We start from the raw sequence: 21,995 nt of genomic DNA on the forward strand, positions 1-21,995 counted from the left end.
ACCGCCATGTTGCAAGTCAGTGTTTATCGCTACAACCCTGATCAGGACGCCGCGCCGTTCATGCAGGATTTCCAGGTCGACACCGGTGGCAAGGACCTGATGGTGCTGGACGTGCTGGCTCTGGTCAAAGAGCAGGACGAAGGCTTCTCGTACCGTCGTTCGTGCCGCGAAGGCGTGTGCGGTTCCGACGGCATGAACATCAACGGCAAGAACGGCCTGGCCTGCATCACGCCGTTGTCGGCTGTGGTCAAGGGCAACAAGCTGGTGGTTCGTCCACTGCCTGGTCTGCCGGTCATCCGTGACCTCGCCGTCGACATGAGCATCTTCTACAAGCAATACGAGAAGGTGAAGCCATTCCTGCAGAACGACACGCCGGCTCCGTCCATCGAGCGCCTGCAGACCCCGGAAGAGCGGGAAAAACTCGACGGCCTGTACGAGTGCATTCTGTGCGCTTGCTGCTCGACGTCCTGCCCGTCCTTCTGGTGGAACCCCGACAAGTTCCTGGGTCCTGCTGCGATCCTCCAAGCCTATCGTTTCCTGGCTGACAGCCGCGACACCAGAACGCAAGAGCGTCTGGCATCCATGGACGATCCGTTCAGTGTGTTCCGCTGCCGCGGCATCATGAACTGCGTCAACGTTTGTCCGAAAGGCCTTAACCCAACCAAGGCTATCGGTCACGTGCGCAACATGCTGCTCAAAAGCGGTGTCTGAGTTCGCCACACCTGTAACATCGCAGCACCCGCTACTGCAGCACCCGTAAACGCTGCGGCGCAGGCTTCAACCGGCGCCGTAGTTTTAACCTGAGCAGTTGTCGTATGGCTTCAGCTCTTATTTTGAAGAAATGAAACCAGCAGGGGCATCCGGGCTGGTACCCGGACTATCTGCGTGATCCCTAGTGACTTGAAGTCGCTGCACATGGACTTTTCAAGTTTGCGCTGGCATCGACGCCGATGGTGTCCCCTAATCGAGGGTGACCAAGCATGCAAGAAAGCGTGATGCAGCGCATGTGGAACAGCGCCCACCTTTCCGGTGGTAACGCTGCCTATGTGGAAGAGCTCTATGAGCTCTACCTGCACGACCCTAACGCTGTGCCAGAAGAGTGGCGCACCTATTTTCAGACGTTGCCGGCTGACGGCAGCACTGCCACCGATGTATCGCACTCTACGGTTCGCGATCATTTTGTGTTGCTGGGGAAAAACCAGCGCCGCGCCCAACCGGTCTCTGCCGGCAGCGTGAGCAGCGAGCATGAAAAGAAGCAAGTTGAAGTGCTGCGACTTATCCAGGCATTCCGTATGCGCGGCCATCAGGGTGCGCAACTCGATCCTCTGGGTCTGTGGAAGCGTACTGCGCCAGCTGACCTGTCGATCAACCATTACGGTTTGACCAACGCTGACCTCGATACCACATTTCGTGCCGGCGACCTGTTCATCGGCAAGGAAGAAGCGAGCCTACGCGAAATCGTCGAAGCGTTGCAGCAGACATATTGCCGCACCATCGGCGCCGAGTTCACGCACATCGTCGATTCCAACCAGCGCAACTGGTTCATGCAGCGCCTCGAAAGCGTGCGTGGCCGTCCTGCCTATTCCGCCGACATCAAGAGCCACCTGCTCGAGCGTGTGACGGCGGGCGAGGGTCTGGAGAAGTACCTGGGCACCAAATACCCGGGCACCAAGCGGTTTGGTCTGGAAGGCGGCGAAAGCCTGATCCCGATGCTCGACGAGCTGATTCAGCGCTCCGGTTCCTATGGCACCAAGGAAGTCGTCATCGGCATGGCCCACCGTGGCCGTCTCAACGTGCTGGTCAACACCTTCGGCAAGAACCCGCGCGACCTGTTCGACGAGTTCGAAGGCAAGAAGAAAGTCGAGCTGGGCTCCGGTGACGTCAAGTACCACCAGGGCTTCTCGTCCAACGTGATGACCACTGGCGGCGAAGTTCACCTGGCGATGGCGTTCAACCCGTCCCACCTTGAAATCGTTTCCCCTGTGGTCGAAGGTTCGGTGCGTGCCCGTCAGGACCGTCGTAACGACGCCACTGGCGAGAAAGTGCTGCCGATCTCGATCCACGGTGACGCTGCGTTCGCTGGCCAGGGTGTGGTGCTGGAAACCTTCCAGATGTCGCAGACCCGTGGCTTCAAGACGGGCGGCACGATCCACATCGTGATCAACAACCAGGTCGGCTTCACCATCAGCAAGCAGGAAGACTCGCGCTCTACCGAGTACGCGACCGACGTTGCCAAGATGATTCAGGCGCCGATCCTCCATGTGAATGGCGATGATCCGGAAGCCGTGCTGTTCGTGACCCAGCTGGCGATCGACTACCGCATGCAGTTCAAGCGTGACGTGGTCATCGACCTGGTCTGCTACCGTCGTCGCGGCCACAACGAAGCCGACGAACCGAGCGGCACCCAGCCGCTGATGTACCAGCAGATCGCCAAGCAGCGCACCACCCGTGAGCTGTACGCCGATTCTCTGGCCGCCGCCGGCATCCTCAACGCCGAAGCCGCTCAGGCCAAGGTCGACGAGTACCGCAACGCGCTGGACAACGGCATGCATGTGGTCAAAAGCCTGGTCAAAGAGCCGAACAAGGAATTGTTCGTCGACTGGCGTCCGTACCTGGGTCACGCGTGGACGGCACGTCACGACACCAGTTTCGACCTCAAGACGCTCCAGGAACTGTCAGCCAAGCTGATGGAAGTGCCGGAAGGTTTCGTGGTTCAGCGTCAGGTCCAGAAAATCTACGAAGACCGCCAGAAGATGCAAGTCGGTGGCCTTCCGATCAACTGGGGTTACGCGGAAACCATGGCTTACGCCACGCTGGCCTTCGAAGGCCATCAGGTGCGCATCACCGGGCAGGACGTCGGTCGCGGTACGTTCTCGCACCGTCACGCCGTGTTGCACAACCAGAAAGACGGCGCGACCTATGTGCCTCTGCAGAACCTGTACGCCGGTCAGCCTCGTTTCGACCTGTATGACTCGTTCCTGTCGGAAGAGGCCGTGCTGGCGTTCGAATACGGTTACTCGACCACTCAGCCCAACGCGCTGGTGATCTGGGAAGCCCAGTTCGGTGACTTTGCCAACGGTGCACAGGTCGTGATCGACCAGTTCATCACCAGTGGCGAGCACAAATGGGGCCGTCTGTGCGGTCTGACCATGCTGTTGCCTCATGGCTACGAAGGGCAGGGCCCGGAGCACTCATCGGCACGTCTTGAGCGTTACCTGCAATTGTGTGCCGAGCACAACATTCAGGTCTGCGTACCGACCACCCCGGCTCAGATCTACCATCTGCTGCGCCGTCAGGTGATCCGTCCGCTGCGCAAGCCGCTGATCGTGTTGACGCCGAAGTCGTTGCTGCGCCACAAGCTGGCTGTATCGACCCTGGAAGATCTGGCCCATGGCTCGTTCCAGACCGTCATCCCGGAAATCGACACCCTCGATGCCGCGAAAGTGACGCGTCTGGTGCTGTGCAGCGGCAAGGTCTACTACGACCTGCTGGAAAAACGCCGTGCCGAAGGCCGCGAAGACATCGCCATCGTGCGTCTCGAGCAGCTCTATCCGTTCCCGGAAGACGACCTGATGGAGGCCATCGCGCCTTACACCAATCTGACCAACGTGGTCTGGTGTCAGGAAGAACCGATGAACCAGGGCGCCTGGTACAGCAGTCAGCACCACCTGCGCCGCAGCATTGGCAATCACAACCGCAACCTCGTTCTCGAGTATGCCGGCCGTGATGCTTCCGCTGCTCCTGCTTGTGGATACGCTTCGATGCACGCCGAACAGCAGGAAAAACTGCTGAAAGACGCGTTCTCCGTTTAACGCCTTCGCGCACTAGAAACCGAATTAAAGGAATTACAGATAATGGCTATTGAGATCAAAGCCCCCTCTTTCCCGGAATCCGTTGCCGACGGCACCGTTGCCACCTGGCACAAAAAACCGGGCGACGCCGTCAAGCGTGACGACCTGATCGTTGATATCGAAACCGACAAGGTCGTTCTGGAAGTACTGGCCGAAGCTGACGGCGTACTGGGCGCAATCGTTGCCGAAGAGGGCGCCACTGTCCTGTCGAACCAGTTGCTGGGCTCGATCGAAGAGGGCGGCGCCGCTCCAGCTGCGGCCGCTCCAGCCGCCGCTGCATCGGCTCCTGCTGCTGCGCCTGCCCAGGCTGCCGCTGGCCCAGCCGCTGGCCCAGCCGCTGCTTCCGGTGACGAAGACGCGATCGGCGCTCCGGCTGCCCGCAAGCTGGCCGAAGAAAACGGCATCAACCTGTCCAGCGTCAAAGGCACCGGCAAAGACGGCCGCGTGACCAAGGAAGACGTCGTCGCTGCCATCGAAGCGAAGAAATCCGCTCCGGCCGCCGCGCCTGCCGCCAAGCCTGCTGCTGCAGCCGCTGCTCCTGTGACCGCCGTTGGCGACCGCACCGAGAAGCGCGTGCCGATGACCCGTCTGCGCGCCAAGGTTGCCGAGCGTCTGGTTGAAGCTCAGTCCAACATGGCGATGCTGACAACCTTCAACGAAGTCGACATGACCGAAGTCATGGCCCTGCGTTCGAAGTACAAGGACCTGTTCGAGAAGTCCCACAACGGCGTACGCCTGGGCTTCATGTCGTTCTTCGTCAAGGCAGCGACCGAAGCGCTGAAACGCTACCCTGCGGTCAACGCTTCGATCGACGGCACCGACATCGTCTACCACGGTTATGCCGACGTCGGCGTTGCCGTGTCGAGCGATCGCGGCCTAGTGGTTCCGGTGCTGCGCAACGCCGAGCAGATGAGCCTGGCTGAAATCGAAGGCGGCATCGCCACCTTCGGCAAGAAAGCCCGTGACGGCAAACTGTCCATCGACGAGATGACTGGCGGTACCTTCACCATCACCAACGGTGGTACTTTCGGTTCGATGATGTCGACCCCGATCGTCAACCCGCCGCAGGCGGCCATCCTGGGCATGCACAACATTCTGCAGCGTCCTATGGCGATCAACGGCCAGGTCGTCATCCGTCCGATGATGTATCTGGCGCTGTCCTACGATCACCGCCTGATCGACGGTAAAGAAGCCGTGACGTTCCTGGTGACCATCAAGAACCTGCTGGAAGACCCGGCGCGTCTGTTGCTGGACATCTGAGTCAAGGGCAGCTGCAAGCCGCAAGCGCCAAGCTGCAAGTTACAGCAGCCTGGCGCCGACGCTTGGGTCGTCGCAACATCCTAATGAACAGGCTGCAACTCGTCTGTAAAGCATCACGGATCAGCTTGCAGCTTGTGGCTTAAAGCTCGCAGCTAAAGAGGAACTCTTTTCTATGTCCCAGAAATTCGACGTGGTAGTGATTGGCGCTGGCCCTGGCGGCTACGTGGCGGCTATCAAGGCCGCGCAACTCGGTCTCACGACTGCCTGCATCGAGAAGTATCAGGATAAAGAGGGCAAGCTGGCCCTCGGCGGTACCTGCCTGAACGTGGGCTGCATCCCGTCCAAGGCGCTGCTGGACAGCTCGTGGAAATTCTACGAAGCCAAGAACCAGTTCGGTGTTCACGGCATCTCGCTCAGCGACCTGAAGATGGACATTGCTGCCATGATTGGCCGCAAGGCGCAGATCGTCAAAGGCCTGACCGGCGGCGTTGCCAGCCTGTTCAAGGCCAACGGCGTCACTTCCCTGCAAGGTCACGGCAAACTGCTGGCCGGCAAGAAAGTCGAGCTGACCAAGCCTGACGGCACCACCGAAGTCATCGAAGCCGAGAACATCATTCTGGCCTCCGGCTCGCGTCCGATCGACATTCCGCCGGCTCCGGTCAATCAGGTCACCATCGTCGATTCGACTGGCGCCCTGGAATTCCCGGCAGTGCCTGAGCGCCTGTGCGTTATCGGTGCCGGTGTTATCGGCCTGGAACTGGGTTCGGTCTGGGCTCGTCTGGGTGCCAAAGTGACGGTGCTCGAGGCCCTGGAGAAATTCCTGCCAGCCGCTGACGAAGCCGTTGCCAAGGAAGCGCAGAAGACCTTCACCAAGCAGGGTCTGGACATCAAGCTGGGCGCACGCGTCACCGGTTCCAAGGTCAATGGCGACGAAGTCGTCGTGACCTACACCGACAAAGACGGTGAGCAGAACATCACCTTCGACCGCGTGATCGTGGCCGTGGGCCGTCGCCCGGTGACCACCGAACTGCTGGCTGCCGACAGCGGCGTCGACATCGACGAGCGCGGTTTCATCTTCGTCAACGAGCAGTGCGAGACCAGCGTTCCTGGCGTGTACGCGATCGGTGACGTGGTTCGTGGTCTGATGCTGGCGCACAAAGCATCCGAAGAAGGCATCATGGTTGTCGAGCGCATCAAGGGTCACAAGACCCAGATGAACTACGACCTGATTCCGTCGGTTATCTACACCCACCCGGAAATCGCATGGGTCGGTAAAACCGAGCAGACGCTGAAGGCCGAAGGCGTTGAAGTCAACGTCGGTCAGTTCCCGTTCGCGGCCAGCGGCCGTGCAATGGCAGCGAATGACACCGGCGGTTTCGTCAAGGTCATCGCTGATGCCAAGACCGACCGTGTACTGGGTGTACACGTCATTGGTCCTGGCGCTGCAGAGCTGGTACAGCAGGGCGCGATCGGTATGGAGTTCGGCACCAGTGCCGAAGACATCGGCATGATGGTCTTCTCCCACCCGACGCTGTCCGAAGCGTTGCACGAAGCGGCACTGGCTGTGAATGGCGGCGCCATCCACATCCAGAACAAGAAAAAACGCTGAAAATAACCACGACGGTCCGCCCGTCGTAGGCCCTGCTCGCAGGGCTTACCGCGGAAGGTCCGTTGGACTCGAACTCCCGGCAGCGCAGGACAGGCTTCATGCCTGATTTGCGTTCTCCGGGAGAAGCGGTCACAGGTGGTGCGGCACGCTTTGACGAGCAGCACCGAATGCGCAGTACCTAACGAAGACGGTAATAAGCATGAATCTTCACGAGTATCAGGGTAAGCAGCTGTTTGCTGAATACGGCCTGCCAGTATCCAAGGGCTATGCAGTAGACACCCCGGAAGCAGCAGCAGAAGCGTGCGACAAGATCGGCGGAACCGAGTGGGTCGTCAAAGCCCAGGTTCACGCAGGCGGTCGCGGTAAGGCGGGCGGCGTCAAGCTGGTTCGCAGCAAGGAAGACGCAGCTGCGTTCGCTCAACAGTGGTTGGGCAAGCGTCTGGTCACTTACCAGACTGATGCCAACGGTCAGCCAGTCACCAAGATCCTGGTTGAATCGTGCACTGACATCGCCAAAGAGCTGTACCTGGGCGCTGTAGTCGATCGTTCGAGCCGTCGTATCGTGTTCATGGCTTCCACCGAAGGTGGCGTGGACATCGAGAAAATCGCTCACGACACGCCTGAGAAGATTCTCAAAGCGACCATCGATCCACTGGTTGGCGCTCAGCCATTCCAGGGTCGCGATCTGGCCTTCCAGCTGGGTCTGGAAGGCAAGCAGGTCACTCAGTTCGCCAAGATCTTCACCGGTCTGGCCAAGCTGTTCCAGGACCACGACCTGGCCCTGCTGGAAGTGAACCCGCTGGTAATCAAGGCTGACGGCGATCTGCACTGCCTCGACGCCAAGATCAACATCGACGCCAACGCCATGTACCGTCAGCCAAAGCTGAAGGCTTTCCACGACCCATCGCAAGATGACCCACGTGAAGCCCACGCTGCCAAGTTCGAACTGAACTACGTGGCACTGGAAGGCAACATCGGCTGCATGGTCAACGGTGCCGGTCTGGCCATGGGCACCATGGACATCGTCAACCTGCATGGCGGCAAGCCAGCCAACTTCCTCGACGTAGGCGGCGGCGCAACCAAGGAACGCGTTACCGAAGCGTTCAAGATCATCCTGTCCGACACCAACGTCGCGGCAGTACTGGTCAACATCTTCGGCGGCATCGTTCGCTGCGACATGATTGCCGAAGGCATCATTGGCGCCGTGAAAGAAGTCGGCGTGAAAATCCCGGTGGTTGTTCGCCTTGAAGGCAACAACGCTGAGCTGGGCGCTAAAGTACTGGCAGAAAGCGGCTTGAACATCATCGCAGCTACCAGCCTGACCGACGCTGCTCAACAAGTCGTCAAAGCTGCGGAGGGCAAATAATGAGCGTCCTGATCAATAAAGACACCAAGGTTATCTGCCAGGGCTTCACCGGTTCCCAGGGTACCTTTCACTCCGAGCAAGCCATTGCCTACGGCACCAAAATGGTTGGCGGCGTGACCCCAGGCAAAGGCGGCACCACGCACCTGAACCTGCCCGTGTTCAACACGGTGTCCGAAGCAGTGGAAAAAACCGGCGCAACCGCCTCGGTCATCTACGTTCCAGCTCCGTTCTGCAAGGATTCCATCCTTGAAGCAGCATTCGCCGGCATCAAGCTGATCGTGTGCATCACTGAAGGCATTCCTACCCTGGACATGCTGGATGCCAAGGTCAAATGCGACGAGCTGGGCGTAGTCCTGATCGGCCCTAACTGCCCGGGCGTCATCACACCGGGCGAGTGCAAGATCGGCATCATGCCAGGCCACATTCACTTGCCAGGTAAAGTCGGTATCGTGTCGCGTTCCGGCACCCTGACTTACGAAGCTGTGAAGCAGACCACTGACGCCGGTTTCGGTCAGTCGACCTGTGTCGGTATCGGTGGTGACCCGATCCCGGGTTCGAACTTCATCGACATCCTGAAGCTGTTCCAGGAAGACCCGAAGACCGAAGCGATCGTCATGATCGGCGAGATCGGCGGTTCGGCTGAAGAAGAAGCGGCTGCCTACATCAAGGCACACGTGACCAAGCCGGTTGTTTCCTACATCGCTGGTGTGACTGCCCCTGCGGGCAAGCGCATGGGCCACGCAGGCGCAATCATCTCCGGCGGTAAAGGTACTGCAGACGAGAAGTTCGCAGCACTGGAAGACGCAGGCGTGAAAACCGTGCGTTCGCTGGCAGACATCGGCAAAGCCCTGGCTGAGCTGACCGGTTGGGAAGTGAAGAAGGCTTAATCGCCCTCGTCTCACTGCCTGATCACCAAAAGCCACCTTCGGGTGGCTTTTGCGTTTCTGGCGTTTCGATTTGCCTGATGCCCGGCCTCGATCCTGTAAGACATTTCTGATATGCGACACGAACGTGCATTCAGCGGTCGCACCGCCCTGTATCGGTGCGCTAAATAGGGTAGGCTAGCCGCCGTTTTGTGCAGTCGGCTCCCACAAGGAGCGGCGGCGCGCTCAGGGTCTGTCTTAAAAGGGCGGGCAGCATTTCCCCCACCCTCAGGGAAATCCTCTTCTTAATTCCGATTCAGCAGTGTGGTTTCCTTAATGAAAGTGTTGAAAGGCCAGGACATTCTGGCACTGGGTTTCATGACGTTTGCGCTGTTCGTGGGCGCTGGCAATATCATCTTCCCCCCGATTGTAGGCCTCCAGGCCGGCCCCAACGTATGGATGGCCGCTTTGGGCTTTCTGGTCACGGCGGTCGGCCTTCCGGTGGTGACCGTGATCGCGCTCGCCAAGGTCGGCGGCGCGATGGACGCGTTGAGCAGCCCGATCGGCAAGGTCGCCGGGACCATTCTCGCCGCCGTCTGCTACCTGTCGGTGGGTCCGTTGTTCGCCACGCCGCGCACGGCGACGGTGTCGTTTGAAGTCGGCCTGGCGCCGCTGACCGGTGAAAGCCCCCTCGCACTGTTTCTCTATAGCCTGGTCTATTTCGTGCTGGTGTTCTGGATCTCCCTTTATCCGGGTCGATTGCTCGACACCGTGGGCCGGTTCCTCGCGCCGCTGAAGATCTTCGCCCTGGCCATCCTCGGCATCGCTGCGTTTGTCCTGCCTGCAGGGGAGGTGGGCATCGCCGAACCTGCCTACGTCGCGGCGCCGTTTTCCCAAGGGTTCATCAACGGCTACCTGACCATGGACACCCTGGGCGCGCTGGTTTTCGGCATCGTCATCGTCAACGCGATTCGCTCGCGCGGTGTTGAGTCGCCTCGGTTGATCACTCGCTACGCCATCATCGCCGGCCTGATCGCCGGTGTCGGTCTGGCGCTGGTCTACATCAGCCTGTTCCGTCTGGGCTCGGACAGCCATGCCGTTGCCGCCGGTGCAACCAATGGCGCCGCCGTGCTGCACGCCTACGTCCAGCACACCTTCGGCACCTTGGGCAGCAGCTTCCTCGCCGTGCTCATCTCGCTGGCCTGTCTGGTCACTGCGGTTGGCCTGACCTGCGCCTGCGCCGAGTACTTCAGCCGCGTGCTGCCGCTGTCCTACAAGACACTGGTGATCCTGCTGGCGGCGTTTTCGCTGCTGGTGTCCAACCTGGGCCTGACCAAACTGATCCAGTTCTCGATCCCGGTGCTGACGGCCATCTACCCGCCGTGCATTGCGCTGGTAGCGTTGAGCTTCTGCAAGGACTTCTGGCACGAGCAAGGGCGGATCGTCGCGCCGGTCATGCTGGTGGCGTTCCTGATCGGTGCGGTGGATGCGGTCAAGGGTTCTGCGCTGGGTGTGTACCTGCCGGATGCGCTGGCTCATCTGCCGTTGAGCGAGCAAGGCCTGGCCTGGCTGATCCCGTCGCTGATCACGCTGTTCATCGCGTTCGTGGTGGATCGCATGCTCGGCAAGCGCAGCGAAGCGCTGGCCTGAGTAGGAGGTCGGCGCGTCGCAGAATAAACACGCCGATCTTTTCAAGCAGACAAAACAAAGCCCGCTAAATGCGGGCTTTGTTTTTTGAAACTCTGGAAACTTACTGCTTAGTTGCAGGTGCTGCCTGGTTCGCTTCTTTCGCGCGCTCTTGAGCGGCTTCAGCGTTCTTTTGAGCGGCTTCCTGACTTTCTTTGGCAGCGTCGTTCACTTTGTCTTGCGCTTTTTGCATCGATTCTTGCGACTGCTCGGCAGCCTTGTTTGCATCTTGCTGTTTATCTTCGGATTTTTTGTCACAGGCGGCGAGGCCCAGAGTGGCAGAAAGCATGAGGGCAATAGCTAAAGATTTACGCATGGGGTGTTTCTCCTTATTGGTCATCAACGTGCCTTCGAGCATTCGGTTATAAGGTTAGTTCCATGTTCCGGCGGGATAAATACGTAAGCGTCTCAGCGGTGTAACAACTCGGCTGATCACAGGCGGTTAATGGTTTATGTCCCGTGTTCAGTCGACAGATCTGCAGCCCGGAGGTTCTCGGCGGGTGAAGATTCTTCGCTGACAGCACGCCTGCCCTTGAAATCGTCTCCCCAGCCCCCACCTTGATGACAACCCGCTGCTCGGAGCCGCCCTCGGCGTTTCGCGCAGCTACCCCTATTTGTGTGGACTGATTGGAGTTTGATGACCATGAGTGTGGAAACTCAAAAGGAAACCCTGGGCTTCCAGACCGAGGTGAAGCAGCTGCTGCACCTCATGATCCATTCGCTGTACTCGAACAAGGAAATCTTCCTTCGAGAGCTGATCTCCAACGCGTCCGACGCGGTGGACAAGCTGCGCTTCGAGGCACTGTCCAAGCCTGAGCTGCTGGAAGGCGGCGCCGAGCTAAAGATCCGTGTCAGCTACGACAAGGACGCCAAGACCGTCACCCTGGAAGACAACGGCATTGGCATGAGCCGCGAGGATGTCATTACTCATCTGGGCACCATCGCCAAGTCCGGCACAGCCGACTTCATGAAGAACCTGTCCGGTGATCAAAAGAAAGATTCTCACCTGATCGGTCAGTTCGGCGTCGGTTTCTACTCCGCGTTCATCGTGGCCGACCAGGTTGAAGTGTTCACCCGCCGCGCCGGCTTGCCCGCCAGCGAAGGTGTGCACTGGTCCTCGAAAGGCGAGGGCGAGTTCGAAGTCGCCACGATCGAGAAAGCCGATCGCGGTACGCGCATCGTGCTGCACCTCAAGAGCGCCGAAGATGAGTTTGCTGACGGCTATCGTCTGCGCAACATCATCAAGAAGTACTCCGACCACATCGCCCTGCCGATCCAGTTGCCGAAAGAGCAGGCGCCGGTCGAAGGTGACGCCGAGCCTGTTGAAGAGTGGGAAACCGTCAACCGTGCCAGCGCGCTGTGGACCCGTCCACGTACCGAGGTCAAGGACGAGGAATACCAGGAGTTCTACAAGCACATCGCCCACGACTTCGAGAACCCGCTGAGCTGGAGCCACAACAAGGTCGAAGGCAAGCTGGAGTACAGCTCGCTGCTGTACGTGCCGGCCCGCGCGCCGTTCGATCTGTACCAGCGTGAAGCACCGCGCGGCCTGAAGCTGTACGTGCAGCGCGTGTTTGTCATGGACCAGGCCGAGTCGTTCCTGCCGCTGTACCTGCGCTTCATCAAGGGCGTGGTCGATTCCAACGACCTGTCGCTGAACGTGTCCCGTGAAATTCTGCAGAAAGACCCGATCATCGATTCGATGAAGTCCGCGCTGACCAAACGCGTACTGGATATGCTGGAGAAGCTGGCGAAAAACCAGCCGGAAGACTACAAGGGCTTCTGGAAAAACTTCGGTCAGGTGCTGAAGGAAGGCCCGGCCGAAGACTTCGCCAACAAGGAGAAGATCGCCGGCCTGCTGCGCTTCGCATCGACTTCCGACGACAGCGGCGAGCAGAGCGTTTCGTTGGCCGACTACCTGTCGCGCGCCAAGGAAGGCCAGGACAAGATCTACTTCCTTACCGGCGAAAGCTACGCGCAGGTCAAAAACAGCCCGCACCTCGAAGTCTTCCGCAAGAAAGGCATTGAAGTGCTGCTGCTGACCGACCGTATCGACGAGTGGCTGATGAGCTACCTGAGCGACTTCGACGGCAAGGGTTTTGTCGACGTGGCACGCGGTGACCTGGACCTGGGCAAGCTTGATTCAGAAGAGGACAAGAAAGCCCAGGAAGAAGTCGCCAAGGACAAGGAAGGCCTGATCGAGCGCCTGAAAACTGCGCTGGGTGATGCCGTCAGTGAAGTCCGCGTCTCCCACCGTCTGACCGATTCGCCAGCGATTCTGGCGATCGGCGAGCAGGACCTTGGTCTGCAGATGCGTCAGATTCTGGAAGCGAGTGGTCAGAAGGTGCCGGACTCCAAGCCGATCTTCGAATTCAACCCCTCGCACCCGCTGATCGGCAAGCTGGACAACGAGCAGAATGAAGACCGCTTCGGCGATCTGTCGCACATCCTGTTCGACCAGGCTGCGCTGGCCGCCGGCGACAGCTTGAAAGATCCGGCTGCCTACGTGCGCCGTTTGAACAAGTTGTTGGTCGAGCTCTCGGTTTAACATCCTTGTGACGGCAAAACCCGCTCCGGCGGGTTTTGTCATTTAATCTCCCCCCATCCTTATCAGCAGGAGTTCGCTATGAGCAATGTGACCGTGCAGTCCGTCGTGTATGACATCGACGGCGTGAGCTACGAAAGTCGTCTGGCCTTCAGTGAAGGTGCTCAGGCCGCACCGGGTCTGGTGATGGCGCCGAACTGGATGGGTGTCAGCGAAGACGCCGAGCAGATTGCCAAAGACGTGGCGGCGAAGGGCTATGTGGTCTTGCTGGCGGATCTTTACGGCCAGCAAGTGCGCCCGACTAATGGTGACGAAGCGGCGGCTGCCATGATGCCGTTGAAGAATGATCGCGTGCTGTTGAATACACGCATGAAGGCCGCACTGGAGCAATTGACGGCCCAGAAAATTGCCGCCGTTGATACCTCTCGGCTGGCGGCGTTTGGCTTCTGCTTCGGCGGTTGCTGCGCACTGGAACTGGCGCGCACCGGTGCGCCGTTGAAGGCTGCGGTGTCCTTTCACGGCACACTCGACACGCCGAACCCGGCTGACGCCAACAACATCAAGGGCAAAGTGCTGGTGATGCACGGCGCGTCCGACCCTCTGGTGCCAAAAGAGCAATTGCCGGCGTTCGAAGCCGAGATGAACGCTGCCAACGTCGACTGGCAACTCTTGAGCTACGGCGGGGCGTTCCATTCGTTCACCGACCCACACGCCAATAACCCGGGCGTACAGATGTACAACCCGACCGTGTCGAAGCGCGCGTTTACCTCGATGCACAACCTGCTGGACGAAGTGTTCGCGGGCTGATGTGATTGTTTAGCTGTTGTGGGAGTGCCCCTCCGGACACTCCCACAGAGTCTATGCAGGCCCCGGCCGATCAGCGCTTCAGCCTGTTGCCCTCCGGCAATTCAATCCGCTCGACTTCCCCCGGCACCGTCGGCCAGTCCCCGGCCGCCCATTTCGCCCTGGCCTGTTCAATCAGCGCCGGATCGCTGGCCACGAAATTCCAGTTCATCTTTCTCGGCCCATCCAGGGGCGCACCGCCGATCAGTACCGCGTGACAGTCGCTCTGCGCGCAAAGCGTCGGCTCGATGCCTGCATCCAGCACCACCAGACTGCGCGGCTGCACCGGCTCGCCCTCCAGCAGCAAGTCCCCCTCGATAACGTACAGCGCGCGCTGTTCGTGCTCGGCCGGGATTCGCAAAGTCGTCGCGGTTTTCAGGTTCAGTTCAGCGTAAAGCGTGGGCGACAGCACCGGCACCGGCGACTTCAGGCAAAAGCCTTCGCCCGCGATCAGGCGGATACGAATACCCATGGCGTCGCTGACCGGCAGGGTGGCGGCGGGGTGATGGCTGTAATGACCTTCGCCTTGCTCATGGGATTTGGGCGAAGCCAGCCAGACTTGCAGACCATGCAGGCGAGAGCCACTGGCGTGCAAGCCTTCGGGTGTGCGTTCAATGTGGGCAATGGCGCTGCCGGCGGTCATCCAGCTGACCTCGCCGGGCCTTACGTGCTGATCGCTGCCGAGGCTGTCCTTGTGTCGGATTGCGCCTTCAAACAGGTAGGTCAGCGTCGACAGGCCGATGTGCGGATGCTGGCGGATGTCCATGCCGGTGCCGGGCGCGTAGGTGGTCTCCAGCATGTGATCGAAAAAAACGAAAGGCCCCACGCTCCGGCATTGCGCAGCGGGAAGGGGGCGCAGTATCGGTTGGCCTTCGACGTCTTCGGCGCGGGGGATGATGGTCAGCATGATGGCGCTCTCTCTTTCGGTCCTGCAAAAAGCAGGTCCGAATCAATGCATTTCAACAGCCATAAAAAAGGCGCCCCGAAGGGCGCCTTTCTTGTCTGCAACTGACTCTATTACTTGCCAGTCCAGCGCTTCATCACCAGCGTGGCGTTGGTGCCGCCGAAGCCGAAGCTGTTGCTCATCACCAGATTCAGCTCGGTGTTTTCGCGGGTCTTGGTCAGGATCGGCATGTCGGCAACGGCCGGGTCCAGCTCGTCGATGTTCGCCGAACCGGCCATGAAGTTGCCTTCCATCATCAGCATGCAGTAGATCGCTTCGTGAACGCCGGCGGCGCCCAAGGAGTGACCCGACAGGCTCTTGGTGGAGCTGATGGCAGGCGCCTTGTCGCCAAACACTTCACGCACGCCTTCCATTTCCTTGACGTCGCCGACCGGGGTGGAGGTGCCGTGGGTGTTCAGGTAGTCGATGGTGCCATCAACGGTGGACAGCGCCTGCTGCATGCAGCGGATGGCGCCTTCGCCGCTTGGCGCGACCATGTCATAACCGTCGGACGTTGCGCCGTAGCCCACCAGTTCGGCGTAGATCTTCGCGCCACGGGCCAGAGCGTGCTCCAGCTCCTCGACCACCACCATGCCGCCGCCGCCGGCGATAACGAAACCGTCACGGTCAGCGTCGTAGGCACGGGAGGCCTGTTCAGGCGTGTCGTTGCGCTTGCTGGACAGCGCGCCCATGGCGTCGAACAGGAACGACTGGCTCCAGTGCTCCTCTTCGCCACCGCCGGCAAAGACGATGTCCTGCTTGCCCATCTGAATCTGTTCCATGGCGGTACCGATGCAGTGAGCACTGGTGGCGCAGGCAGAAGCGATGGAGTAATTCAGGCCCTTGATCTTGAATGGCGTCGCCAGACAGGCTGAAACCGTGCTGCTCATGGTCCGGGTGACGTAGTACGGCAGAACCTTTTTGATGCCTTTCTCGCGCAGGATGTCCAGCGCTTCCATCTGGTTCAGAGTCGAAGCACCGCCAGAGCCGGCAATCAGACCGGTACGCGGGTTGGATACCATCTCTTCGGTCAGGCCGGAGTCTTCCACGGCGCTCTTCATGGCCACGTAGGCATAAGCCGCCGCCTGGCCAACGAAGCGCAGGGTTTTGCGGTCGACCAGTTCCTTGAGCGGCAGGTTTGGATCGATGGAACCCGATACCTGGCTGCGCAGGCCCATTTCGGCGTATTCCGGGTTGAAACGGATGCCAGGGCGACTTGCACGCAAGTTGGCGGAGACGGTGTCTTTGTCATTGCCCAAGCAGGAAACAATGCCCAGACCAGTGATAACGACGCGGCGCATGCGAATACCCTTAGAAATTTTCAGTGGAAGTGAAGACACCGACGCGCAGGCCTTCGGCGGTATAGATTTCACGCCCGTCCACGCTGACCGAACCATCGGCGATCGCCAGGTTCAGCTTGCCTTTGAGGACGCGCTTGATGTGAATGTTATAGGTGACTTTCTTGGCAGTCGGCAGGACCTGACCGAAGAATTTCACTTCGCCCGATCCCAGTGCGCGACCGCGGCCCGGCAGGCCTTGCCAGCCGAGGAAGAAGCCGACCAGCTGCCACATGGCATCGAGGCCCAGGCAGCCCGGCATCACCGGATCACCTTCGAAGTGACAGGCGAAGAACCACAGGTCCGGGTTGATATCGAGTTCGGCGACCAATTCACCTTTGCCGAACTTGCCGCCTTCTTCACTGATGTGGGTGATGCGGTCGACCATCAGCATGTTAGGGGCGGGCAATTGGGCATTACCTGGGCCGAACAGCTCGCCGCGACTGCAGCGCAGCAGGTCTTCCCGGGTAAAGGCGTTTTGTTTGGTCATGCGAACTCCTCGATAATCCTGTGCGGCAGGGTGTGGCGTTACTTACCCAATCTGGCCAGCGGGTCATCCCTCTGCTGGCAGCCTACTCATAGACTATTGCGTTGTAGTGAAAGTCACAGCACGGGTGAAATGAAAGTACACCTGTGCACTGAAATTTTTCGACCGCGCGTGGGCGTGGGTCGAATCGGCACACAAGACTGCCGGAATTTATCATTTACCGCCAGTCGCAGATGCCTTAATGGTCAACCATCGCTGCAAAACCTGCTGTAAATCAGTACGTTTGAATGGCTTGGCCAGGTAATCGTTCATTCCGGCTTGCAGACAGATGTCCCGGTCGCCGTGCTGGGCGTTGGCGGTCAGGGCAATAATGGGCAACGTCGCCAGCCCCGGCAGCATTCTGATTCGGCGCGTGGCTTCGTAGCCGTCCATGACCGGCAGTCGGCAGTCCATCAGGATCAGCGCGAAGGTTTCCCGGCTGGCCATGTTCACCGCTTCAAGGCCATCCGCCGCCACGCTTACCTGCAAACCCAGGCTGCGCAGCATCGCCTCGACCACCGTGCGATTGACCGGGTTGTCCTCGACCAGCAGCACACAGGCGTCGCGGCTCTGGGGCATTTCGCCGACGCCGCCGGACGCGGGTTCTATCACCGGCGGCCGAACCCGTTGCAGCGGGATTTTTAGCTGGAATACCGAGCCGAGTCCTTCACTGCTTTGGGCCTGCAACGACCCGCCCATGCGTTCGGCCAGGTTGCGCGCAATGGGCAGGCCCAGGCCGGTGCCGCCATAGCGGCGGGAGATGGAGTTGTCCGCTTGCTGAAACGCGTCGAACATCGATTCCAGTCGATCCGGAGAAATGCCGATGCCGCTGTCGCGCACCGAGCAGGTAAACAAAATGTGCTGCGGGTCGGCGAGGGTGAAGTCCACTTCGACGCGCACGCTGCCGAACTCGGTGAATTTCAGCGCATTGCCGATCAGGTTGACCAGAATCTGCCGTATGCGCGTCGGGTCGCCCTTGACTTGTAGCGCCTCCATCGACGGCGGCAGATCCAGTTCCAGGGCCAGACCGCGCTGCTGTGCGTTGTGGGCAAACGCCTGAACCGAGGTGCTGATGAGGTCGGCGAGGTTGAAAGAAATGCTTTCCAGTTCCAGCGCATCGCGCTCGAAGCGGGAGAAATCCAGAATGTCGTTGATGACCCGCAGCAGGTGCTCGGTGGATTCCATGGCCAACGCGGCGTATTCAGCCTGCTCATCGGTCATCTTCGTGGTTTCCATCAACTGCAGCATGCCCAGTACGCCATTCATGGGCGTGCGCAGTTCGTGACTCATCATGGCGAGGAATTCGGACTTCGCGTTGTTGGCACGTTCGGCTTCCTCGCGGGTGCGGATGAGCTCGTCCATCGCCTGCTTCTGCTCGCGGCTGGCCTTCTCAAGGCCCAGGGCCAGATTGTTGATGTGCCGGGCCAGATCGCCCAGCTCGGCATCGTCGGCAACTGGCAGCGGGGCGGAGTAATCGCCGTGCTGAATGGCTTTCACTGCCGCACTCATGGCGCTGATCGGCTGGGACAGGCTCAGCGACAGGCGTCTCGCCAGCATGTAAGTAAAGAGCAGGGCGAACATCGCCAGCACGCCGGCCTTCAGCAATATCTCCTGCTCGCGCTGGTTGAAGGCGTCGCTGGACATGCCCACCAGCACCCGTCCCAGATAACCTTCCACCGGCACGCTGGGGTCGTCACCGGAACCGGCCTCGTCGGCATTTCCGAACGGCTGCGCGGACCTGTCCGGCTGCAGGCGGATGGGCGCCTGGAACACTTCCATCTGCCGGGAATGCCCTTGTTCCTCGGCGGGTTCGACATGCACCAGCACCTTGCCGGCACTGTTGCGCACTTCGAGAAAACGCACGTGAGGCGTGTTCATCGTGGCGTTCATGAGGTTTTCGAGGACGGCGTTATTGCCGACGATGACCCCGTATTCCGACGCGGGCGCCAACTGGTTGGCGATGAGTTGCCCGGTGTGATTGAGTTCCTGTCGCAGGTCCTGAATCCGCACCACAGTAAAGAAGCTGATCAGCAGCAGGGTCAGCAATAACGCCGGGCCCAGGCTGAGGATCTGCGTCCGGGTGCTGATGTTCCAGCCGCGCTGAGCCGTCACGACGCGATGCCAGCTGGCCGGGTTCGCAGGATGTGCCGGGGGTCAGGCATGGCAAAGCCTGACGGGGCAGGGGAAGTGAACGCTTGGTGTCATGTCACGGATCTCTTCGGGAGCGACCTGACGATAGCTCATCGGCGCCGCTGAGGAATTTTCGTCTCGGGGGCGCATCTTAACCGAGCTGTGGGCAATTTCCTCGGCAAGAGTGGGGGATCGGCTATAAGTTCGTGGGGCAGCTTTTGCCGCTGGCCCCGAGACTAACGCTCCGTATAATGCCCGCATCGCCAGATGTGATGGCCCTGAATGGATTGTTTTATGACCCAGCAGCAACCAATAGCGGTCCTTGGCGGCGGCAGTTTCGGGACCGCAGTGGCCAACCTGTTGGCCGGCAACGGTCATCGGGTGACGCAATGGATGCGCGATCCGGAGCAGGCCGAGGCGATCCGCACGAACCGCGAGAACCCGCGCTACCTCAAGGGCATCAAGGTGCTCGACGGCGTCGAGCCGATCACCGATCTGCACGCCACTTTGCAGGACAGTCAACTGGTGTTCGTGGCGCTGCCGTCCAGTGCGCTGCGTGGGGTACTGACCCCGCACGTCGATCTGCTTGCCGGCAAGATGCTGGTCAGCCTGACCAAGGGCATCGAGGGCGACACCTTCAAACTCATGAGCGAAATCCTTCAGGACATCGCCCCCGCTGCGCGGATTGGCGTGCTGTCCGGGCCCAATCTGGCCCGGGAAATCGCCGAACACGCCCTCACCGCCACGGTGGTTGCCAGCGAAGATGAAGACCTCTGTCAGCAGGTTCAGGCCGCACTGCATGGTCGTACCTTCCGCGTGTACGCCAGCGCCGACCGTTTTGGCGTGGAGCTGGGCGGCGCGCTGAAAAACGTTTACGCCATCATCGCCGGCATGGCGGTGGCGCTGAATATGGGCGAGAACACCAAGAGCATGCTGATCACCCGCGCGCTGGCCGAGATGACCCGCTTTGCGGTCAGTCAGGGCGCCAATCCTATGACCTTCCTGGGTCTGGCCGGTGTCGGCGATCTGATCGTCACCTGTTCCTCGCCGAAGAGCCGTAATTATCAGGTCGGTTTTGCCTTGGGGCAGGGCCTGAGCCTGGACGAAGCGGTGACCCGGCTGGGTGAAGTCGCTGAGGGCGTCAACACCCTCAAGGTGCTCAAGGCCAAGGCGCAGGAACTGCAGGTGTACATGCCGCTGGTGGCCGGGCTTCACGCCATTCTTTTCGAGGGCCGCACGCTGGAGCAAGTCATCGAGCTGCTGATGCGCGCCGAGCCGAAGACCGATGTCGACTTCATTTCAACCAGTGGTTTCAACTGATCCTAGACGGAGAAGCTCTTGAACGAATCAAAACTCAAGCAACACGAATCGATCCTGCTGCGCATCCTGTGGATGGTGCTGTTTGTGCTGGTCTGGCAAGTGGCGGAGGTGGTGCTGGGGGTGGCTGTGCTGGTGCAGCTGGTTTACCGCCTGTTCAATGGGGCGCCGAGCCTCAGCATCATGTCGTTCGGTGACAGCCTGAGTCAGTATCTGGCGCAGATCGGTCGCTTCGGCACCTTCCACACCGATCAGAAGCCATGGCCGTTTGCTGACTGGCCCACGCCGCGTGCCCCTGAGGGCGAGGCGCCGCATGTGGTGGTCAAGCCGCAACCGGCGCCTGCCGCGTCTGAGCCGACGCCCGTCACGCCTCAACCGGCGCCAGTGACTCCGCACCCGGTTCCCGCCACGCCGCCGGTGGTTTCCGAAACCCCGCCGGTGGTGGTCGATACGCATCCTGCTGTTGACACATCGCCCTCTGCGCCGGTTACGCCGCCCGTCACGCCCGTCACGCCTGCACCCGACGAAGAGCCGAAACCGTGAAGCTCTGGATTCTGCGCCACGGCGAGGCGAAACCTCAGGCTCGTACGGATGCCGAGCGGGAGCTGACGGCCAAGGGCCGTGAAGAGGTGTTGCGCAGCGCCGCTCACCTGATGGGTCAGCCGCTGCAGCGGATTATCGCCAGCCCGTATGTGCGTGCTCAGCAGACCGCCGAGCTGGTCCGTCAGGCCCTCGGGTTCACCGATGCTATCGTGACCGTGCCGTGGCTGACGCCGGACTGCAATCCGCACAAGGTGCTCGAGCAACTGGACGCGTACAGCGCGGAGGATGTGTTGCTGGTCAGCCATCAACCCTTGGTGGGGAGGTTGATCGGGCTGGCGGTGCATGGTTCTTTGCAGCATGCGCAACCGATGCACACCGCCAGTCTTGCTCGGCTTGAGGCGGATTTGCCCCTTGCCGGCGCGATGGAACTGGTGGATGTTCGGCACGCTGAATGACGGTGTGGTGAGCGGTTTATTTGCTCCCCGCAGCTGATTGATTGATGCAGTGCAAACCCTCCAATAACAAGGAAGAACCATGAGTGTATGGCGTAGCCCCCCGGACCTTGATGCGCTTAATGCGAAGCAGAAGAACACCATCGGTGAAGTGCTGGATATTCGGTTTGAAGCGGTCGACGATCGGTCTCTGACGGCGAGCATGGCGGTGGATGAGCGCACTCATCAGCCTTACGGTTTGTTGCACGGCGGCGCGTCGGTGGTGCTGGCGGAGACGGTGGGTTCTACAGCCAGTTATCTGGTGATTGATACCGACCGGTTTTTTTGTGTGGGGATTGAGGTCAACGCGAACCATTTGCGCGGGGTGCGCAGTGGGCGAGTGACGGCGGTAGCGCACCCTGTTCATATCGGGCGCACGACCCATGTCTGGGATATTCGTCTGACGACGGAGGATGGCAAGGCCTGTTGCATTTCCCGGTTGACGGTGGCGGTGGTGCCCCATGGTGAGCAGCCTCCCGGGCGTTGAGCGAAGATCAAGAGCGTCTGCCTGGGGGCAGACTGTTTCGCCTTCGGCGACTTACTTTTGAAAGCACCAAAAGTAAGCAAAAGTGCCTGCTCCTGGTTGGGCCCTTCCTTCGTCAGGGTTCCTTCACTCCGGTCTCGCTCCGTGGGCCCGCCGCCATCCGCCATCCATGGCGGGGGGCGGCTCTCGCGGCATCCATGC

The 21,995-nt window shown here is 60.2% G+C and carries 17 protein-coding genes and 1 pseudogene; 13 read left to right on the forward strand and 5 right to left on the reverse strand.

The annotated features are described in order from the left end of the window. Positions 1–6 precede the first annotated feature (6 nt). The 7 genes from QWI20_RS21015 to brnQ all read left to right on the forward strand — a co-directional run bounded on the left by QWI20_RS21015 (position 7) and on the right by brnQ (position 10,599). Entirely contained in the window at positions 7–711 is a 705-nt protein-coding gene (locus tag QWI20_RS21015; RefSeq protein WP_122538402.1) for a succinate dehydrogenase iron-sulfur subunit, read from the forward strand. A gap of 269 nt (positions 712–980) precedes the next feature. Continuing rightward, positions 981–3,812, forward strand: a complete 2,832-nt coding sequence (locus tag QWI20_RS21020) for a 2-oxoglutarate dehydrogenase E1 component (RefSeq protein WP_192174890.1) — start codon at positions 981–983, stop codon at positions 3,810–3,812. A 42-nt stretch (positions 3,813–3,854) separates the two neighbouring features. Continuing rightward, positions 3,855–5,111, forward strand: a complete 1,257-nt coding sequence (gene odhB, locus QWI20_RS21025; RefSeq protein ID WP_369307060.1) for a 2-oxoglutarate dehydrogenase complex dihydrolipoyllysine-residue succinyltransferase — start codon at positions 3,855–3,857, stop codon at positions 5,109–5,111. A gap of 172 nt (positions 5,112–5,283) precedes the next feature. Next, complete coding sequence (gene lpdA, locus QWI20_RS21030; RefSeq protein ID WP_122538408.1) at positions 5,284–6,720, forward strand: dihydrolipoyl dehydrogenase; 1,437 nt, start codon at positions 5,284–5,286, stop codon at positions 6,718–6,720. A gap of 199 nt (positions 6,721–6,919) precedes the next feature. After that, the gene (gene sucC, locus QWI20_RS21035; protein ID WP_004882574.1) at positions 6,920–8,086 is read left to right on the forward strand and encodes an ADP-forming succinate--CoA ligase subunit beta; all 1,167 of its coding nucleotides are present in this window, start codon (positions 6,920–6,922) and stop codon (positions 8,084–8,086) included. After that, on the forward strand, positions 8,086–8,973 hold the full coding sequence (sucD, locus tag QWI20_RS21040) for a succinate--CoA ligase subunit alpha (RefSeq protein WP_265389343.1): 888 nt from the start codon (positions 8,086–8,088) through the stop codon (positions 8,971–8,973). Before sucC ends, sucD begins: the two co-directional genes overlap by 1 nt. Positions 8,974–9,285: 312 nt before the next feature. Further along, positions 9,286–10,599 carry a branched-chain amino acid transport system II carrier protein gene (brnQ, locus tag QWI20_RS21045; protein ID WP_369307061.1) on the forward strand — a complete coding sequence of 438 codons (1,314 nt, stop codon included), beginning with the start codon at positions 9,286–9,288 and terminating at the stop codon, positions 10,597–10,599. A 100-nt stretch (positions 10,600–10,699) separates the two neighbouring features. Here the strand turns inward: brnQ and QWI20_RS21050 are convergent, their stop codons facing one another. Continuing rightward, positions 10,700–10,951 (reverse strand): hypothetical protein, encoded by a 252-nt coding sequence (locus QWI20_RS21050; protein ID WP_065986299.1) that lies wholly within the window; start codon positions 10,949–10,951, stop codon positions 10,700–10,702. A gap of 327 nt (positions 10,952–11,278) precedes the next feature. Between QWI20_RS21050 and htpG the strand changes: the two genes are divergently transcribed. Beyond that, positions 11,279–13,183 (forward strand): molecular chaperone HtpG, encoded by a 1,905-nt coding sequence (gene htpG / locus QWI20_RS21055; RefSeq protein WP_369307062.1) that lies wholly within the window; start codon positions 11,279–11,281, stop codon positions 13,181–13,183. 78 nt (positions 13,184–13,261) lie between these two features. Next, entirely contained in the window at positions 13,262–13,987 is a 726-nt protein-coding gene (locus QWI20_RS21060) for a dienelactone hydrolase family protein (protein ID WP_369307063.1), read from the forward strand. 70 nt (positions 13,988–14,057) lie between these two features. Here QWI20_RS21060 and QWI20_RS21065 read toward each other — a convergent pair whose 3' ends face one another. From QWI20_RS21065 to QWI20_RS21080, 4 genes are all read right to left on the reverse strand, one after another. Then, a complete protein-coding gene (locus QWI20_RS21065; RefSeq protein ID WP_369307064.1) occupies positions 14,058–14,930 on the reverse strand; it encodes a pirin family protein in 873 nt (290 codons plus the stop codon). A gap of 110 nt (positions 14,931–15,040) precedes the next feature. Continuing rightward, on the reverse strand, positions 15,041–16,267 hold the full coding sequence (fabB, locus tag QWI20_RS21070; RefSeq protein WP_133771614.1) for a beta-ketoacyl-ACP synthase I: 1,227 nt from the start codon (positions 16,265–16,267) through the stop codon (positions 15,041–15,043). Positions 16,268–16,277: 10 nt separating this feature from the next. Beyond that, a complete protein-coding gene (fabA, locus tag QWI20_RS21075; RefSeq protein WP_074884946.1) occupies positions 16,278–16,793 on the reverse strand; it encodes a 3-hydroxyacyl-[acyl-carrier-protein] dehydratase FabA in 516 nt (171 codons plus the stop codon). 210 nt (positions 16,794–17,003) lie between these two features. Then, positions 17,004–18,941, reverse strand: coding sequence for a response regulator (locus tag QWI20_RS21080; RefSeq protein WP_369307065.1), 1,938 nt, complete (start codon positions 18,939–18,941; stop codon positions 17,004–17,006). Positions 18,942–19,253: 312 nt separating this feature from the next. On the opposite strand from QWI20_RS21080, the gene QWI20_RS21085 reads away from it, so the two are divergent. The 4 genes and pseudogenes from QWI20_RS21085 (at position 19,254) to QWI20_RS21100 (ending at position 21,797) form a co-directional block, all read left to right on the forward strand. Continuing rightward, on the forward strand, positions 19,254–20,279 hold the full coding sequence (locus QWI20_RS21085; RefSeq protein WP_369307066.1) for an NAD(P)H-dependent glycerol-3-phosphate dehydrogenase: 1,026 nt from the start codon (positions 19,254–19,256) through the stop codon (positions 20,277–20,279). Between the two features lie 18 nt (positions 20,280–20,297). Further along, a pseudogene (locus QWI20_RS21090) lies at positions 20,298–20,597 on the forward strand (DUF4389 domain-containing protein); the annotation flags it as partial. Positions 20,598–20,815: 218 nt separating this feature from the next. After that, positions 20,816–21,274: a phosphohistidine phosphatase SixA gene (gene sixA, locus QWI20_RS21095; protein WP_369307067.1), complete on the forward strand. Its 459-nt coding sequence runs from the start codon at positions 20,816–20,818 to the stop codon at positions 21,272–21,274. Between the two features lie 79 nt (positions 21,275–21,353). Next, positions 21,354–21,797: a hotdog fold thioesterase gene (locus tag QWI20_RS21100; RefSeq protein WP_108119739.1), complete on the forward strand. Its 444-nt coding sequence runs from the start codon at positions 21,354–21,356 to the stop codon at positions 21,795–21,797. Positions 21,798–21,995: the final 198 nt, after the last annotated feature.

The sequence above is a fragment of the Pseudomonas sp. W2-17 genome, from assembly GCF_041060445.1.
Lineage (GTDB): Bacteria > Pseudomonadota > Gammaproteobacteria > Pseudomonadales > Pseudomonadaceae > Aquipseudomonas.

Excerpts from the sequence above, each read along its gene's own strand:
- fabA (WP_074884946.1), bottom strand. The coding sequence starts at position 16,793 with ATGACCAAACAAAACGCCTTTACCCGGGAAGACCTGCTGCGCTGCAGT.
- QWI20_RS21065 (WP_369307064.1), bottom strand. The coding sequence starts at position 14,930 with ATGCTGACCATCATCCCCCGCGCCGAAGACGTCGAAGGCCAACCGATA.
- brnQ (WP_369307061.1), top strand. The coding sequence starts at position 9,286 with ATGAAAGTGTTGAAAGGCCAGGACATTCTGGCACTGGGTTTCATGACG.
- sucC (WP_004882574.1), top strand. The coding sequence starts at position 6,920 with ATGAATCTTCACGAGTATCAGGGTAAGCAGCTGTTTGCTGAATACGGC.
- QWI20_RS21015 (WP_122538402.1), top strand. The coding sequence starts at position 7 with ATGTTGCAAGTCAGTGTTTATCGCTACAACCCTGATCAGGACGCCGCG.
- sucD (WP_265389343.1), top strand. The coding sequence starts at position 8,086 with ATGAGCGTCCTGATCAATAAAGACACCAAGGTTATCTGCCAGGGCTTC.
- htpG (WP_369307062.1), top strand. The coding sequence starts at position 11,279 with ATGAGTGTGGAAACTCAAAAGGAAACCCTGGGCTTCCAGACCGAGGTG.
- QWI20_RS21050 (WP_065986299.1), bottom strand. The coding sequence starts at position 10,951 with ATGCGTAAATCTTTAGCTATTGCCCTCATGCTTTCTGCCACTCTGGGC.
- fabB (WP_133771614.1), bottom strand. The coding sequence starts at position 16,267 with ATGCGCCGCGTCGTTATCACTGGTCTGGGCATTGTTTCCTGCTTGGGC.
- lpdA (WP_122538408.1), top strand. The coding sequence starts at position 5,284 with ATGTCCCAGAAATTCGACGTGGTAGTGATTGGCGCTGGCCCTGGCGGC.
- QWI20_RS21020 (WP_192174890.1), top strand. The coding sequence starts at position 981 with ATGCAAGAAAGCGTGATGCAGCGCATGTGGAACAGCGCCCACCTTTCC.
- odhB (WP_369307060.1), top strand. The coding sequence starts at position 3,855 with ATGGCTATTGAGATCAAAGCCCCCTCTTTCCCGGAATCCGTTGCCGAC.
- QWI20_RS21100 (WP_108119739.1), top strand. The coding sequence starts at position 21,354 with ATGAGTGTATGGCGTAGCCCCCCGGACCTTGATGCGCTTAATGCGAAG.
- QWI20_RS21085 (WP_369307066.1), top strand. The coding sequence starts at position 19,254 with ATGACCCAGCAGCAACCAATAGCGGTCCTTGGCGGCGGCAGTTTCGGG.
- QWI20_RS21060 (WP_369307063.1), top strand. The coding sequence starts at position 13,262 with ATGAGCAATGTGACCGTGCAGTCCGTCGTGTATGACATCGACGGCGTG.